At 65.4% G+C, this 14,678-nt stretch carries 15 protein-coding genes; 6 read left to right on the forward strand and 9 right to left on the reverse strand.

What is annotated here, in order from left to right; translation table 11 throughout:
• The first annotated feature begins 119 nt into the window (after positions 1 to 119).
• From ACVCNR_RS18525 to ACVCNR_RS18540, 4 genes are all read left to right on the forward strand, one after another.
• Positions 120 to 1,259 (forward strand): LLM class flavin-dependent oxidoreductase, encoded by a 1,140-nt coding sequence (locus ACVCNR_RS18525; RefSeq protein ID WP_447075963.1) that lies wholly within the window; start codon positions 120 to 122, stop codon positions 1,257 to 1,259.
• A gap of 70 nt (positions 1,260 to 1,329) precedes the next feature.
• Entirely contained in the window at positions 1,330 to 2,010 is a 681-nt protein-coding gene (locus ACVCNR_RS18530) for an FMN reductase (RefSeq protein WP_447075964.1), read from the forward strand.
• Between the two features lie 148 nt (positions 2,011 to 2,158).
• On the forward strand, positions 2,159 to 2,527 hold the full coding sequence (locus ACVCNR_RS18535) for a CidA/LrgA family protein (RefSeq protein WP_354195352.1): 369 nt from the start codon (positions 2,159 to 2,161) through the stop codon (positions 2,525 to 2,527).
• On the forward strand, positions 2,524 to 3,240 hold the full coding sequence (locus ACVCNR_RS18540; RefSeq protein ID WP_354195350.1) for an LrgB family protein: 717 nt from the start codon (positions 2,524 to 2,526) through the stop codon (positions 3,238 to 3,240). The genes ACVCNR_RS18535 and ACVCNR_RS18540 overlap by 4 nt, the downstream gene beginning before the upstream one ends.
• 48 nt (positions 3,241 to 3,288) lie before the next feature.
• On the opposite strand, the gene ACVCNR_RS18545 is transcribed toward ACVCNR_RS18540, so the two are convergent.
• The gene (locus ACVCNR_RS18545; RefSeq protein ID WP_354195348.1) at positions 3,289 to 3,735 is read right to left on the reverse strand and encodes a universal stress protein; all 447 of its coding nucleotides are present in this window, start codon (positions 3,733 to 3,735) and stop codon (positions 3,289 to 3,291) included.
• Between the two features lie 58 nt (positions 3,736 to 3,793).
• Positions 3,794 to 4,180, reverse strand: a complete 387-nt coding sequence (locus ACVCNR_RS18550) for a hypothetical protein (protein WP_447075965.1) — start codon at positions 4,178 to 4,180, stop codon at positions 3,794 to 3,796.
• A 183-nt stretch (positions 4,181 to 4,363) separates the two neighbouring features.
• Here ACVCNR_RS18550 and ACVCNR_RS18555 point away from each other — a divergent pair, with 183 nt between their 5' ends.
• A complete protein-coding gene (locus ACVCNR_RS18555; RefSeq protein WP_447075966.1) occupies positions 4,364 to 7,045 on the forward strand; it encodes a bifunctional acetate--CoA ligase family protein/GNAT family N-acetyltransferase in 2,682 nt (893 codons plus the stop codon).
• A 13-nt stretch (positions 7,046 to 7,058) separates the two neighbouring features.
• Here the strand turns inward: ACVCNR_RS18555 and ACVCNR_RS18560 are convergent, their stop codons facing one another.
• Positions 7,059 to 7,895, reverse strand: coding sequence for a universal stress protein (locus ACVCNR_RS18560; protein WP_447075967.1), 837 nt, complete (start codon positions 7,893 to 7,895; stop codon positions 7,059 to 7,061).
• A 193-nt stretch (positions 7,896 to 8,088) separates the two neighbouring features.
• On the opposite strand from ACVCNR_RS18560, the gene ACVCNR_RS18565 reads away from it, so the two are divergent.
• Entirely contained in the window at positions 8,089 to 8,925 is an 837-nt protein-coding gene (locus ACVCNR_RS18565) for a universal stress protein (RefSeq protein ID WP_354195340.1), read from the forward strand.
• Between the two features lie 67 nt (positions 8,926 to 8,992).
• Here ACVCNR_RS18565 and ACVCNR_RS18570 read toward each other — a convergent pair whose 3' ends face one another.
• The 6 genes from ACVCNR_RS18570 to ACVCNR_RS18595 all read right to left on the reverse strand — a co-directional run bounded on the left by ACVCNR_RS18570 (position 8,993) and on the right by ACVCNR_RS18595 (position 14,660).
• On the reverse strand, positions 8,993 to 10,195 hold the full coding sequence (locus tag ACVCNR_RS18570) for a pyridoxal-phosphate-dependent aminotransferase family protein (protein ID WP_447075968.1): 1,203 nt from the start codon (positions 10,193 to 10,195) through the stop codon (positions 8,993 to 8,995).
• Positions 10,196 to 10,326: 131 nt separating this feature from the next.
• Entirely contained in the window at positions 10,327 to 11,364 is a 1,038-nt protein-coding gene (locus tag ACVCNR_RS18575) for an ABC transporter substrate-binding protein (protein WP_447075969.1), read from the reverse strand.
• A gap of 144 nt (positions 11,365 to 11,508) precedes the next feature.
• Positions 11,509 to 11,898: a RidA family protein gene (locus ACVCNR_RS18580; protein WP_447075970.1), complete on the reverse strand. Its 390-nt coding sequence runs from the start codon at positions 11,896 to 11,898 to the stop codon at positions 11,509 to 11,511.
• Positions 11,899 to 11,915: 17 nt separating this feature from the next.
• Positions 11,916 to 12,977 (reverse strand): ABC transporter ATP-binding protein, encoded by a 1,062-nt coding sequence (locus ACVCNR_RS18585; RefSeq protein ID WP_447075971.1) that lies wholly within the window; start codon positions 12,975 to 12,977, stop codon positions 11,916 to 11,918.
• A 40-nt stretch (positions 12,978 to 13,017) separates the two neighbouring features.
• Complete coding sequence (locus ACVCNR_RS18590; protein WP_354195330.1) at positions 13,018 to 13,809, reverse strand: ABC transporter permease; 792 nt, start codon at positions 13,807 to 13,809, stop codon at positions 13,018 to 13,020.
• A 2-nt stretch (positions 13,810 to 13,811) separates the two neighbouring features.
• Positions 13,812 to 14,660, reverse strand: coding sequence for an ABC transporter permease (locus ACVCNR_RS18595; RefSeq protein WP_354195328.1), 849 nt, complete (start codon positions 14,658 to 14,660; stop codon positions 13,812 to 13,814).
• Positions 14,661 to 14,678: the final 18 nt, after the last annotated feature.

The raw sequence follows: 14,678 nt of genomic DNA on the forward strand, positions 1-14,678 counted from the left end.
GGCACCTGAAACTGCCGGCGGTTTTTCCCTAATTGGAAGCATCGGCAAATCGACCGGACCACCGATCCGGCGGCCACCTTCCGCGCGGACTTGCGCGGCAAACGCAAGGGGAAAGAACGATGCAGTTTGGAATCTTCAGTGTCGGCGACGTGACCCTCGATCCCACCACCGGGCGTGCTCCGAGCGAATCCGAGCGCCTGAAGGCGATGATGAAATATGCCCTCAAGGCTGAGGAAGTGGGGCTCGACGTCTTTGCGACCGGCGAGCATCACAACCCACCCTTCGTGCCGGCCTCGCCCACCACCATGCTCGGCTGGATTGCGGCTCGCACCGAGAGGCTGCAGCTTTCAACCGCGACTACGCTGATCACCACCAACGATCCGGTGAAGATCGCCGAGGACTTCTCCGTCCTGCAGCATCTGGCCGACGGGCGCGTCGACCTGATGCTGGGGCGCGGCAACACCGGGCCGGTCTATCCGTGGTTCGGCAAGGATATCCGCAAGGGTATTCCGCTGGCCATCGAGAACTACCATCTGCTGCGGCGTCTGTGGCGCGAGAAGGTGGTGGACTGGGAAGGCCAGTTCCGCACGCCGCTGCGCGGCTTCACGCTGGCGCCGGCCCCGCTCGACGAGACCCCGCCCTTCGTCTGGCACGGTTCGATCCGCAGCCCGGAAATTGCCGAGCAGGCCGCCTTCTATGGCGACGGCTTCTTCCACAACCACATCTTCTGGAACAAGGAGCATACCCAGCAGATGGTGGAACTGTACCGGTCGCGTTTCGAGCACTACGGCCATGGCAGCGCCGATCAGGCCATCGTCGGCCTCGGCGGCCAGGTGTTCATGCGCAAGAACAGCCAGGATGCGGTGCGCGAGTTCCGGCCCTATTTCGACAATGCCCCGGTCTATGGCCACGGGCCTTCGCTGGAAGAGTTCACGGAGATGACGCCGCTGACGGTCGGTTCGCCCGAACAGGTCATCGAGCGCACGCTGGGCTTCGCCGACTATGTCGGGGATTACCAGCGCCAGCTTTTCCTGGTCGACCACGCCGGCCTGCCGGAAGAGGTCGTGCTGGAGCAGATCGAGATCCTGGGCACCGAGGTGGTGCCGGTGCTGCGCCGCGAGTTCGAGGCGAGGCGTCCGGCCCATGTGCCGAGCGATCCGCCCAGCCATGCCGCCTTGGTGGCGCAGGGACCGGGTTCGAAATACCGGCAGGTCATTTCTGCCACCAACCTCGAAGCCGAAGCCGAAGCTGCTGCCTGAGCCGGCCGAAAGATAGCTTCGCCCCGCACCGGGGCGGAGCTTCCCTCTTTTCCCAGAAATGGATGATGTCATGTCGCGTCGTATCCTCGTTCTCAGTGCAGGCCTGTCCCAACCGTCCTCCACGCGTCTGCTCGCCGACCGCATTGCCCAGGCCGTCGCGGCACAGATCGGCGGACGCGGCGAAAGCGCGGAGATAGAGGTCGTCGAGCTGAAGGACCTCGCCGTCGACCTTGCCACCGCGATGAGCGCCGGCGGCATTTCCACGCCGAAGCTGGCCAGGGTGAAGGAAGCGATCAGCACGGCCGACGGCATCATCGCCGTCACGCCCGTGTTCACCGCAAGCTATAGCGGTCTGTTCAAGATGTTCTTCGACGTGCTCGATACGGAAGCGCTCAATGGCATGCCGGTCATCATTGCGGCAACGGCCGGCACGGCACGGCATTCACTGGTCCTCGACTATGCGCTGCGGCCGCTGTTCACCTATCTGCGCGCCGTGGTGGTGCCGACAGGCGTCTTCGCAGCGACCGAGGATTTCGGCGACGGCGAGGCCGGGGCAAGCCTTGCCGGCAGGATCCGGCGGGCGGCATCGGAATTTGCCGCGCTGGTGGTCGCCGAACAGACCGGCGTCGACGGTTTTGCGCAGACGGAGACGCATGCCAGGAGGCGCATCTCGGGTGTGCACATCGATCAGGCCGTCACCCCGTTCATGACCATGCTGCAAGGCCACACCGGCAACGGCAAAGCGCGTTAGCCGTAGCCAGCCCTGCTGTCCTGATCATGTCTAGCCTGGCGGCGGGGGCCCGCTGCGTCGGACCGTGGAAACACGATCCATGGCGATGGACCCGGCCGTCGCGCCATCATAGCCTGCCGCTGGTGCCCCACCGGAGAAAGGATCACGGATGATCAAGGGAATTGCACTTTTGCTGCTGTTTCAGTTGCTCGGCGAAAGCGCCGTGTTCCTCTCCGGTATTCCGCTGCCGGGGCCGGTGGTGGGTCTCGTCCTCCTCTTCGCCGCGATGCAGGCGTGCAAGATGCTCGGCCTTGGCCTCTTTGCCGAGGCTGAAACCGCTGCCGACGGCTTTCTGGCCAATCTCGGCCTGCTGTTCGTGCCGGCCGGCGTCGGCATCGTGGCGCTGTGGGGCGCATTGCAGAGCCAGGCCGTCATCCTGCTGGCAATCCTCGTCGCTTCGGCCGTCTTCACGCTCGCCGCCACGGTGTGGACTTTCATCATCGTCCGGCGGCTGGCGGGCAGGGGGCATAGCTCATGAAACACCCTGCGGAACTGTGGGTCTATCTTTCCACCTCGCCGCTTCTGTGGCTGACGCTGACGCTGTTCATCTGGATCGCCGCCACCAGCATCTCGGTGCGGTGCAACCGTCACCCGCTGGCCAATCCGGTCCTCATTTCCATCGTGCTTCTGTCCTGCACCCTGCAGGTCTTCGACGTGCCCTACGAAAGGTTTTTCGAGGGCGCGCAATTCATCCACTTCCTGCTCGGTCCGGCCACGGTGGCGATCGCCGTGCCGCTCTACCGCCAGTGGCGTCAGGTGAAGGAAGCGCTGCTGCCGATGGCGGCGGCCCTTGTCATAGGCTCCCTTTCCGCCGCGCTGTCGATCATGATCCTCGGTAAATGGGCCGGCCTTTCCCAGGACGTGCTTCTGTCCTTCCTGCCCAAATCGGCGACGGCCGGCGTGGCGATGGCGATCTCGGCGTCGATGGGCGGCAACCCTTCGCTGACGGCCGTCCTGGTCGTGTTGACCGGCATCGTCGGCGCGCTGGTGGTCACGCCCTTCATGAATGCCATGCGGATCAAGGACTATGCGGCGCGCGGCTTCGCGGTCGGGCTGACCTCGCATGGCATCGGGACGGCACGTGCCTTCGATGTCGACAACACCGCCGGGCTTTTCGCCGGCATCGCCATGGCGCTCAACGCGATCGCGACCTCGCTGATCATCCCGCTGCTGGTCAGACTGTTCCTGTAGGGAAGGGACAGCCTTGATCGATCCGGTGCGTTTCGCCTTTGCCCCGCGCTAGCGGACGACGAGCACCGGAAGCTTGGTATGGGCCAGCACTTCCGCGGTCTGGCTGCCGAGCAGCAACCGTGCCGCGCCGCGCCGGCCATGCGATGACATGACGATCAGGTCGCAGTCCTTCAGCCTGGCCGTCCTGACGATGGCCTCGGCGGGAAAGTCGTCGATCTCATGGACAAGATCGACGACGATGCCATGCTCGGTGGCACGCTGCTCGATCGACTGGAAGCGCTTCTTCATGTCGTCGTCGATCTGCTGGTCGTAGCGGGCGACCGGATCGTCGACGCCACCCATCATGGCCGCGCGGGTCGCGGTCGGCCGCAGCGGTTCCGAAACGCTGAGCACCGTCACCTTCGCCTTCAGCGGGCCGGCAAGGGCCAGACCGTGTTCGACGCCCCTGGCCGCTAATTCCGAACCATCGGTCGCAATAAGGATATGCCTGTACATTTCACCCTCGCTTGACGTGTTTCCGGTGCATTTTCCGCGAAATCGGCGCGTTCCCTGTTCAGGGCTTCTCGACCCTCGCGACCTGATACGTCCGCATGGTCCCGTCCTGCTTTATGGAGACATATTCGCCGGTTACGAAGCTTTCCTCTCCCAGCCGGAAGCCGATCTCGTCATCCACATCGCCTTCCTCATAGTCGAAATACCATTGGCCGCCCGGTTTGCGCCGCAAGCGGCCGATCCGCGCCTCACCTTCCTCGCCGAAACGCCGGACGCGGCAAAAGGCCTGGTGCGTCTTCCAGGTGGCGGTGTCGAGCCGTCCGCTCTCGTCGAGCGGCAGGAGCAGGTCGTAACCTTCGTCCGGCTCGCCCTGCGGATGAGCCGTGCTGCGCGCAAGAAGAAGCCGCACGTGGCGGAAGTTCGGTGTCAGGTCTTTCATTTCCGGCATTGTCGATCTCCTTATCGCCGTACAATGCAGGGCTGCGCGCGCTATGCTTTGATCGGCATCAAAGAAGCAGCACGGTCGGCAGGCAAACAGTGCCGCAGCACATCGAATCGGCAACCGCCCTTCTTGACGGCCGAACGGTTCCCACTCCAACATCCGCGAAACCGGCCAAACCGGAGACAGCCAGTGACGATAAGAAACCTCGACCATGCCGTCCGTCCCCGATCGCTCGCGATCTTCGGCGCCTCGCAACGCGAGGGCTCCGTGGGCCACATCGTGCTGAAGAACATTCTCGACGGCGGTTTCGAGGGAGAGGTGTGGCCGGTCAATCTGAAATATGGCGAGGTCCAGGGCCTGCGCTGCTATCGCGACACAGCGCAACTTCCGGGCGCGCCGGATCTGGCAATCATCGCCACGCCGCCGGCGACGGTGCCCGGCATCGTCTCCGAACTCGGCGCCAAGGGCTGCCGGGCCGCCGTGGTTATCACCGCCGGGCTGAACGACGGCAATGGCCTGAGGCAGGCGATGCTGAATGCGGCGAAACCGCATCTCCTGCGCATCATCGGCCCCAATACCGTGGGGCTCATGGTTCCGCCCGCCAAGCTCAATGCCGGCTTCGCCCATATGGCGGCCGCCCCCGGCAACATCGCGCTGCTGTCCCAATCGGGGGCCATCGCCACCTCGCTGATCGACTGGGCGGCCGAGAACGGCGTCGGCTTCTCGCATATCGTCTCGCTGGGGGACATGGCCGACGTAGATGTCGGCGACTGGCTGGACCTGCTGGCCGGCGATTCCAGGGCACGCGCCATCGTCGTCTATCTGGAGACCGTCACCAATCCGCGCAAGTTCATGTCGGCGGCGCGCGCGGCGGCCCGCATCAAGCCGGTCATCGCGGTCAAGGCCGGGCGCCACGCGGCGGCGGCCAAGGCAGCGGCTACCCATACGGGCGCGCTTTCCGGGGCCGACCGCGTGGTCGACGCCGCCCTTTCGCGAGCCGGCATATTGCGCGTCAACGGGCTGGGGGAACTGTTCGACGCGGCCGAGATCACCGCGCGCTTTCCACCCCTGCGGCGGGCCCGCATCGGCATCGTCACCAATGGCGGCGGGGCGGGCGTGCTGGCGGTCGACCAGATCGCCGAGGGCGGCGGCACGCTCGCCGAGTTGGCACCGGCCACGATTGCGCGGCTGGATGCGGCGCTGCCGTCGACATGGTCGCACGCCAATCCCGTGGACATCATCGGCGATGCGCCGCCCGAGCGCTACCGCGCCGCCGTCGAGGCCGTGGCAGCGGACGAGGGCGTCGATGTGCTCATGGTGCTCAACTGCCCGACCGGCCTTGCCTCGCCGGTCGATGCCGCCGCCGCCGTGGCGGGACTTGCCGAGCACGGACGCATCGCCGGCAAGCCGGTGCTTGCCTGCTGGCTGGGCGAACATACGGCGCGCGCGGCCCGCCACATCTTGCAGGAGGCCGGCATCGCCAGCTTCGAGACGCCTGCCCAGACGGCGCAGGCGGTGTCCTACCTTGCCGATTGGTCGCGGGCGCAGAAGGCGCTGATGCGCGTGCCGTCGAGCCGCAGCGAGGATGTGGCCGGCGACAGCGCCGCCGTGCACGCCGTGTTCCGCGCGGCTGCGGCGGAAGGCCGGCGCATGCTGACCGAGCCGGAAGCGAAGGCGGTTATCGCCGCCTACGGCATCTGCGTGCCGCAGACCATCGTCGCGCCTTCGCCGGCCGAGGCAGGCCAGGCCGCCGCGCAATTGCTGGAGACGTCGGCGAAATTGGTGGTGAAGCTGCTTTCCAAGGCGATCACCCACAAATCCGACGTCGGTGGCGTGGTCCTCGGCATCGAGACCCCAGGGCAGGCCGAGGAGGCCGCAAGCCGGATCGAAGGCCGCGTGCGCGAAAGCGCGCCGGAGGCGGACATCGAAGGCTATGCCGTGCAGCCCATGGTGGTGCGCAAGCACGCGCATGAACTGATCCTCGGCATGAGCCGCGATCCCATCTTTGGCCCGGTCGTCCTGTTCGGGGCAGGGGGCGTCGCCGTCGAGGCCATGGACGACACGGCGGTGGCGCTGCCGCCGCTCGACGACGTGCTCGCCGGCGACCTGATCGAGCGCACCCGAATCGGGCGGCTTCTGGCCGGCTTCCGCGACCGGCCGGCGGCGGACACCAAGGCCATCGCCGCCGCGCTCAACGGGCTGTCGCAGATGATCGTCGATTTCCCCTGCATCGTCTCGGTGGACATCAACCCGCTGCTGGCCGATGCGGAAGGAGCCGTCGCGCTCGATGCCCGCATCGAGATCGATCCGCAGGCGGTGGAGGAAGAAGGCCCCAACCCCGCCCTTGCCATCCGCCCCTATCCGGCCGGCTGGGAGAAGGAATTCACCGGCGGCGACGCGACCTACCATATCAGGCCGATCAAGCCGGCCGATATCGAGCTTTACCCGGCCTTCCTCGCCCGGGTGTCGCCCGACGACATCAGGCTGCGCTTCCTCGCGCCGCGCAAGGATTTTCCCGACGAGATGCTCAAGCGTCTCACCCAGCTCGACTATGACCGGGACATGGCCTTTGTAGCGCTGGAAGCACAAAGCGGCGACCTCGCCGGCATCGGCCGCCTTTCCTGCGATCCCGACCGCACCAGAGGCGAATATGCGTTGCTGGTGCGCACCGACCTGCAGGGCCGCGGCATCGGCTGGCAGCTTCTGCGGCAGATCATCAGCTACGCGCAGGCGGAAGGCATCGCGCGCATCGAAGGCTTCGTGCTGTCGGACAATACGGCCATGCTGCAGATGTGCGCCGAGTTCGGTTTCTCGGTGACGCACCACGCCGATCAGCCGGGCCTGATGCTGGTGGCGCTCGACCTTGCCTGAATAAGGGCCCGCTTTAGCGGGCCATCAGCACCGGAATGGGCGGATCCTCGATCATCGAGCTGGTGACGCCGCCGAAAATCCGCTGGCGCAATCTGGAATGGCCGTAGGCGCCCATGACCAGGAGCTCGGCGGCGGTATCTACCGCCTGCTGGCGCAGGACAGCGGCGACCGGCCGGCCCTGGCTCGGCAGCCGGTCCACGGTGACCTTGACGCCATGGCGGGCGAGATAGGTGGCGGCATCGGCCCCCGGTTCCGCGCCATGCTCGTTCTCGCTCTCGACCGGATCGACCAGCACCAGATGCACCTCTTCGGTCTCCACCAGCAGCGGCAGCGACGCGGCCAGGGCCTGGGAAGACTCAAGGCGCGAATCCCAGGCGACCATGACCTGCCTAGGCTTCAAGGTGGGGGCAGCCCCTTGGGGAACCAACAGGAGCGGCTTTCCCGAATGGAACAGCACACCTTCGATCACGTTGGTCTTCAGTTCTTCCGAGGACAGGCTTTCCGGCCCCAGAACCGTGAGGTCGGCATAGCGTGCCCGGCGGCCGATGGCCTCGTCGGCCCAAGCGATTTCCTGATACTCGCTGGAGACGTCGGACGAAACGGTCATCGAGGCAAGCAGGCCGGAGACGGTGTCGGTGCGCGCCTGCAGCCTTTCCAGATCGAGCTGCCTTTCTTGGAACCAGGCTTCCGAAACGACGGCGGCATAGGCGCCGATCGGCGGCGGAGCGGCCAGTCCGACGACGAACACGGCAAGATGCGCCCCGGCTTCTTCGCAAAGCGTTGCGGCGAGCTTCAGGTCGGCATCGCCGAGCCCGGGGGCTGTGACAGCTAGGATGGTCTTGAAGGTCATCGGGGCGTCCCCATGATGCGTTGAATGCTTCCTTGATAGCAGAAGCGAAGGGCCATTCCTTGCTTTGGGTCAAAATGCCTGCGTCGGCGATGATTGTTCCGCCCATTGAGGCAAATCAAAGCTGGCTGGCTGCATATGCGCGAATATGAGCAATGAACAATGTGTCCGCCTCAGCCCGAGAAAGAGAGTTCCGATGCAACTGCAGGCCTTGCTCCCGCTCGTCACCCATCCCGATCCCAACTCGGATATCGTCGCCGCACATGCCGTCGCGGTAGCGAACCTGATCCGCGCCGAGATCCATGCGCTGGCGATCAATGTCGACATACCGCCCGTTTCCAACGCGCTGTCACGCTTCCTCCTCGACGTGCCGGAGATGATCCGCGGTGCGGAGGCGCAAAGCCGCAAGCGCGGCGAGCACCTCCTGGCGCTCATCGAACAGGCGGCGACGCCCGCCGGCATAACCTCCAGAAAGAGTGCGATATCCGCGCCGCTGGCGTTGCTGGCGGAGACTGCGGCCATACAGGCACGCTATTTCGATCTGGCCCTCGTCGGCCTGGAAGCCGGCAACCAGACATCGCGGGCAACCGCCGAGGCCGTCATCTTCGGCTCCGGGCGACCGTCCGTGCTGCTTCCCGAGCTTTGCGACATCGGGGCGATGGATCATGTGGCCATCGCCTGGGACGGCAGCCGCGTCGCGGCCCGCGCGGTGGGTGACGCATTGCCTTTCCTGCAACGCGCCGATCGCGTCTCGGTCCTGACCGTCGTCGATGAAAAGCCGCTGAAGGAGAGGGATGCCGGCGAACGGCTGGTCGAGGGCCTGCGCAGCCGTGGCCTCGATGCCGAGACGGTCGCCCTCCGTTCGGAGGATTGCCCGATCGCGGCAACGCTCCAGCAGCGCGCCATCGAGCGCGGGGCGGGCCTGCTCGTCATGGGCGGCTACGGGCATTCGCGGGTGCGCGACTTCGTGCTCGGCGGCGCGACCAACGGCGTCCTCAACGATCCGCTGATGCCCATCCTGATCTCGCATTGAGTGTTTCAGCCCGTGGCCGGGAGGTACGTAGACCCTGCCGGCCACGACCTTCGGTCGGCTTCGTGGCTCAGACAGCCTCGGCGATGGCCTGTGCGGCTGCATCGAGCCCGCCCGTTCCGTGCGGGATGCCAAGGGAGCGCATGCCCGCTTCCAGCGCGGCAAGGACACCGAGCGTCATGTGCGCATTGACATAGCCCATGTGGGCGATGCGCAGATAGTCGCCATAGGCCGGGTCGGTGGGGGCAGCCATGCCAAGTCCGATGCCCAGCGTGACACCGGCCTTCTTCTCCAGCCATTCGCGCAGGCGAACCGCGCCGCCATTGCCGATGCGCGCACCGGTTACCGAATGCGAACGCAACGACCTGTCCCTGACGTTGAGCGCAATGTCGCCGTTCCGGGACCAGGCGTCGAAGGTGGCCCAGACGCAGGATGCCAGCGCCGCGTGACGCGCCCACGCCGCCTCCAGCCCTTCCTCGTCGAGCAGCATGGCCAGCGCCTCGCGCAGGCCGTAGAGGTGGTGGGTGGGAGCGGTTCCGCCGAAATAGCGATAGAACTCCGTGCTCTGGCTGCGCAGCTTCCAATCCCAGTAGGGCGTCACCAGACCGGACCCTTCGGAAGCCGCCAGCGCCTTGTCCGAGAACCACAGGAAGCTGAGGCCGGGCGGTGTCATCAGCCCTTTCTGGCTGGCGCCGATCAGCACGTCGGTGCCCCAGTCGTCGAAATGGAGCGGGTCGCAGCCGAGCGACGCGATGGCGTCCACGACCAACAGGGCAGGATGCCCCGCCGCATCCATCGCCTTGCGCACCGCCGCGATGTCGTTGCGGATGGTGGTCGCCGTGTCGGTGTGGGTGACGAACACGGCCTTGATGCGGTGCGCATCGTCGGCCCGCAGGGCTTCCTCGATGCGGGCCGGCTGGAGCGGCTGTGTGCCGAAGTCGATCACCTCGACATCGACTCCCATGTTCTTCGCGCTCAGCGCCCAGGTGTTCCCGAAATGCCCGGTGACGGCGGACAGGATCCTGTCGCCGCGCGAGAACAGGTTGGCATTGGCCGCTTCCCAGGCGCCGTGGCCATTGGCGATGTAGATGGCGACATTCGCCGCCTCGGTTCGCGCAACGCGTCGCAGGTCGCGCACCAGACCCGGCATCATCTCTACCAGCTCGCCCTGATAGATGTTGGGCGCCGCGCGATGCATCGCGCCCAGCACCCTGTCGGGAATGACCGAAGGGCCAGGGATGGCCAGATAGTGACGACCGGATGCGAGGCTCATGGGAATTTCCGAAGCTGGAACAGTGGTAACGGGCGGCGAGGGGAACCCGTCGTCGCCCGAAGCATATCATTGCCTAGCGCGATGAAATCCCGCTTGGAATACGCCAGCCGGACATCCGCCTCGGGCCAGGATCAGCTCAGGATCCATTCCTCGAACCGCTCGGCCAGTTCGGCCGGCTCGATCCCGAAGTTCTCGATGTCCTGGGAAACCACGAGATCGGCATAGCGCGTGTTGGTGGGCATGCGCTTGGCCTGCGCGGGCTCGATCAGTTTGAGGGCGGCCGGGTTCAGCGGCCCGTCCTGTTGCGCCGTAACAAATCCGGCAAGCGGCCCGGCCGAGGTCGCAAACTTCACGAATTGCCTGGCCGCATCGCCGTTCGGCGTGTTCCTGGCCACCACCCAATAGGCCTTGTCGAGGATACACTCGTTCCAGGTCATGGCGACGGGGGAGCCGGCATCCTGCGCGGCGAAATAGCGAGAATTCCAGATGCCGATCATGTCGACCTCGCCGTCACGCAGGATTTGCGCCGACTGCTCGCCTGCCGTCCACCACACGACGACGTGCTTCTTGATGCGGTCGAGCGAGGCAAAGGCGCGGTCCACGTCCAGCGGATAGAGATCCTTCTTGTCGACGCCATCCGCGAGGAGGGCGATGGGCAGCACGCGGGCCGGATAGCGTTGCAGCGAACGCGAGCCCGGAAAGCGCTCGACATCCCAGAAATCGGCCCAGCTTTTGGGCTCGTTGCCGTATTTGTCAGAGCGCCAGGCCATCAGGGTGCCGAAAGCGTGCGAGCCGACGCCGTTCTGCAGCAGGCCGCCGGGATACGGCTCCTCCAGATCCTCCAGCAGGCCGCTCTGGTTGGCGCGCAGCAGCTCGGCCGCTCCCAGCGTGGTCACGTCGAATTCATAGACACCGGTCTTCACCTGTGCCGCCAGCTTGGCGAAGGAAACGGGCGAAACCGTCTCGATCCCGATGCCGGTCTCGACGGTGAACGGATCGAAGAGATTGGCGCGGGCGGCATCCAGCCATGAGCCGCCCCAGGAATTGACCGAAATGCTCCTGGTCTCGGCGCGGACCATGGCCGGCATGGCAAGCCCGCCGGCGAGCATTGCCGAGCCGATCAGGAAGTGGCGGCGATCGGTTTTGTGTTTCAGGGATTGTTCCAACATGATGTTCCTCCCGGTTGCGAATTGAAGTGCAGTCGCTTGCGCCATCGCCCGTTGCGCGATGGACTGCGGTCGGTTCGTGAAGCTTCGCTGGCCGTTTCCGCGGGTCTGGGAAACGGGTCCGCACCTGGCTGCGGCGATGCGCGCCTAGGAAACGGCGCAGATCATGATCATCTCCACCTTCAGTGCAGGGCTTGCCAGCGCCCCGCTGAAGCAGGCACGGGCAGGCGGCCTGATGTCGCCGACCCAGCCGTCCCACACCGCGTTCATTTCGGCATAGCCGGCCATGTCCGCGAGGATGATCGCGACGAACAGGATCTGGCCCTTGCCGCTGCCGATTTCGGCAAGGCGGGCCTCGGCCTTGGCCAGGAGCTGGGCGGTCTGCTCTGCCACGCTCAATGACGCATCGTAGGGCGCCTGCGGGGTGACGGCGAAATAGCCGGTTCCGTTGTGTACGGTGGCGAGGCTGGCACGCTGGCCGACACCAAAGCGGGTGACGAGATCGGCGAGTGCGGCAATCTCGTTGGGCAAGGTCATGTCGGTCTCCGTGGGCGTCACTTTGCGATCAGATAGACGGAGTCGCGCAGCCAGCTTATGCAGCACTCCTCGTTTTCCTGGATGATCACCACGTCGGCGCCGAGCACCCGTACGCGCATGGCCTGCTCGCCGACCTTGCCGACCACCAATGCATTGTCGCCGTAGTTTACGATGGTCTCGACCTTCATGCGCACATTGTGCCGGCCTTCGACCGGGTTGCGCGAAAGCTTGATGTGCTCGGGCCGGATCATCAGCGTCGCATCAGCTCCGGTCGCGGCGCGGTCGCTCCCGGCATATTCGATCGCGCCGATGGCCGGGGCGTGGGCCTCGCCCTTCGCGGCGTCGGTGATCTTGACGTCGATCAGGTTGCTTTCGCCGATGAACCCGGCAACGAAGCGCGTCTGCGGTCTGTGGTAAAGTTCCAGCGGCGTCGCGACCTGCTGGATATGACCCTTCTCGAACACCACGATGCGATCCGACATCGACATAGCCTCGGTCTGGTCGTGGGTGACGAAGATGGTGGTGACGCCGAGCGCGCGCTGGATGCGCTTGATCTCGATCTGCATCTGCTCGCGCAGGTTCTTATCGAGGGCGCCAAGCGGCTCGTCGAGCAGCAGAAGCGACGGCTTGAAGACCAGCGCGCGCGCCAGCGCCACGCGCTGCTGCTGGCCGCCGGAAAGCTCCTTGGGGTAGCGATGACCGAAACCCTTGAGGCCGACCAGTTCCAGCATCTCCTCGGCCTGGCGCAGGCCCTCGGCCTTGCTCACGCCGCGCATCTGCAAGGGGAAATAGACGTTCTGCGCCGCCGTCTTGTGCGGAAACAGGCCGTAGTTCTGGAACACGATGCCGATGTTGCGCTGGTGCGGCGCAAGGCCGAACAGCGACCTGTTCTCGATCTCCACCTGTCCCAAGGTGGCCGTCTCGAAGCCAGCGATGATCATCAGCGTCGTCGTCTTGCCCGAGCCGCTGGGGCCGAGGAAGGTGACGAACTCGCCCTTGGCGATGTCGAGGTCGACCCCCTGAAGGGCGTTGAACTCGCCATAGGATTTGGAGATGCCGGTCAGTTTCAGATAGCTCATGGAAACTCCTGTGGCAGCGCGGTCAGGCGCGCCGGATTGGTCAGGCGGCGCCGAGGCGTGCCCGTCTGTTGCGGATGCGTGCGACCACCAGCGGTGCGGTCACGCCGACGATCACGGCCACGAACAGAAGCGTCGAAATCACGGCGATGACCGGGTCGGCTTCCTGCCGGATGCTGTCGAACATCTTGCGCGGCAGCGTCTCGGCATCGCGGCCCGATATGAAGATGGCCACCACCGTCTCGTCGAAGGACTGGATGAAGGCGAACAGCGCGCTGATGATCAGGCCGGGCCGCAGGATCGGCAGCGTGACATGGATGAAGGTGCGCGTCGGGCTGGCGCCGAGGCTGAGCGCGGCGCGCTCCAGCGTCCGGTCGAAGCCCTTGAGGTTGGCCGACAGCACGAGAAAGGCGATCGGAACGGACAGGCAGGTGTGGGCGAGGATGACGCCCAGATGCGTGTGCACGATGCCGAAGCTGCCGAAATAGGAATAGTAGCCCACCGCCATGACGATATGCGGCACCGCCAGCGGCATCAGCATCATCAGGTCGGCGATGCCCTTGCCGCGAAAACGGTGGCGCACCAGCGCGAAGGTCGCCGGCACCACCAGCACCATGGTCAACACTGTCGTGGCGCTGGCGATGAGGATGCTGTTCCAGGTCGGCCGCAGCCAGTTCCAGTCGCTGAAATAGGCCTGGTAGTAGCCCAGCCAGTAACCGGGCGGCGGGAATTGCAGCGAGCGCGCATTCGAAAACGACATCGGAATGACGATCACCAGCGGGGCGGCGATGAAGATCACCACCACGATGCCGAGCCAGCGCAGGAAGCGGTTCATGGTCAACCCCAGAGTTTGTCGAGGCCGAAGCGGCGGTGATAGATGGTGAGGATCACCAGCGTCACGACCAGCAGCACCATGGCCATGGCCGAACCCATGCCGAAGGCAAGGAATTCGTCGATCTGGTTGCCGATCAGCCCGGCCACCATCTGCTCGCGTGGTGAGCCGAGCAGCACCGGCGTGACGTAGAAGCCGAGGCAGATCACGAACACCAGCACCGAGCCGTTGGCGATGCCCGGCGCCGTCAGCGGCAGGTAGACGTGGCGAAACAGCGCGAAGCCCTTCGCGCCGAGGCTCTCGGCCGAGCGGATCAGCACCGGGTCGATCTTGCGCATCACCGAATAGATGTTCATCACCATGTAGGGGGCGAGGATGTGCACCATCGCCAGCGTCGACGAAAAGCGCGTGAATAGGAGCTGCGGCGGCTGTTGCACGCCCAGCGTCTGCAACAGCCAGATCACCGGCCCGTTGTTGCCGAGCAGGACCATCCAGGCATAGGTGCGTACCAGAAAGCTGGTCCAGAAGCTCATGGTCACCAGAAGCAGGATCAGTGTCGCGGTGCGCGGCTTGCTGCTGGCCATCAGATAGGCCAGCGGATAGCCGACCAGCAGGCAGGCGAACGTGACGACCGCCGCCGTGGCGAAGGTATTGAGGAACACACGCAGATAGAGCGAGCCCGTCAGCACCCGCTGGTAGTTGGCCAGCGTCGGCCGCGGCTCGGTCACGCTCATGATCGCCACGTCGGCCAGCGGAACGAGGAAGAACACGGCCATGTAGAGGGCCAGCGGCGCCAAAAGCAGCCAGGGCCACAGGTCCTTTCGTTCCATCAGTTTCGCGATGCCATTTTCCATCGCACACCCCTTAGAGAT

The sequence above is a fragment of the Aquamicrobium terrae genome (genome assembly GCF_052978165.1).

Coding starts and splice junctions, on each gene's coding strand:
- ACVCNR_RS18525 (WP_447075963.1), top strand. CDS start 120: ATGCAGTTTGGAATCTTCAGTGTCGGCGACGTGACCCTCGATCCCACC.
- ACVCNR_RS18530 (WP_447075964.1), top strand. CDS start 1,330: ATGTCGCGTCGTATCCTCGTTCTCAGTGCAGGCCTGTCCCAACCGTCC.
- ACVCNR_RS18535 (WP_354195352.1), top strand. CDS start 2,159: ATGATCAAGGGAATTGCACTTTTGCTGCTGTTTCAGTTGCTCGGCGAA.
- ACVCNR_RS18540 (WP_354195350.1), top strand. CDS start 2,524: ATGAAACACCCTGCGGAACTGTGGGTCTATCTTTCCACCTCGCCGCTT.
- ACVCNR_RS18545 (WP_354195348.1), bottom strand. CDS start 3,735: ATGTACAGGCATATCCTTATTGCGACCGATGGTTCGGAATTAGCGGCC.
- ACVCNR_RS18550 (WP_447075965.1), bottom strand. CDS start 4,180: ATGCCGGAAATGAAAGACCTGACACCGAACTTCCGCCACGTGCGGCTT.
- ACVCNR_RS18560 (WP_447075967.1), bottom strand. CDS start 7,895: ATGACCTTCAAGACCATCCTAGCTGTCACAGCCCCCGGGCTCGGCGAT.
- ACVCNR_RS18565 (WP_354195340.1), top strand. CDS start 8,089: ATGCAACTGCAGGCCTTGCTCCCGCTCGTCACCCATCCCGATCCCAAC.
- ACVCNR_RS18570 (WP_447075968.1), bottom strand. CDS start 10,195: ATGAGCCTCGCATCCGGTCGTCACTATCTGGCCATCCCTGGCCCTTCG.
- ACVCNR_RS18575 (WP_447075969.1), bottom strand. CDS start 11,364: ATGTTGGAACAATCCCTGAAACACAAAACCGATCGCCGCCACTTCCTG.
- ACVCNR_RS18580 (WP_447075970.1), bottom strand. CDS start 11,898: ATGACCTTGCCCAACGAGATTGCCGCACTCGCCGATCTCGTCACCCGC.
- ACVCNR_RS18585 (WP_447075971.1), bottom strand. CDS start 12,977: ATGAGCTATCTGAAACTGACCGGCATCTCCAAATCCTATGGCGAGTTC.
- ACVCNR_RS18590 (WP_354195330.1), bottom strand. CDS start 13,809: ATGAACCGCTTCCTGCGCTGGCTCGGCATCGTGGTGGTGATCTTCATC.
- ACVCNR_RS18595 (WP_354195328.1), bottom strand. CDS start 14,660: ATGGAAAATGGCATCGCGAAACTGATGGAACGAAAGGACCTGTGGCCC.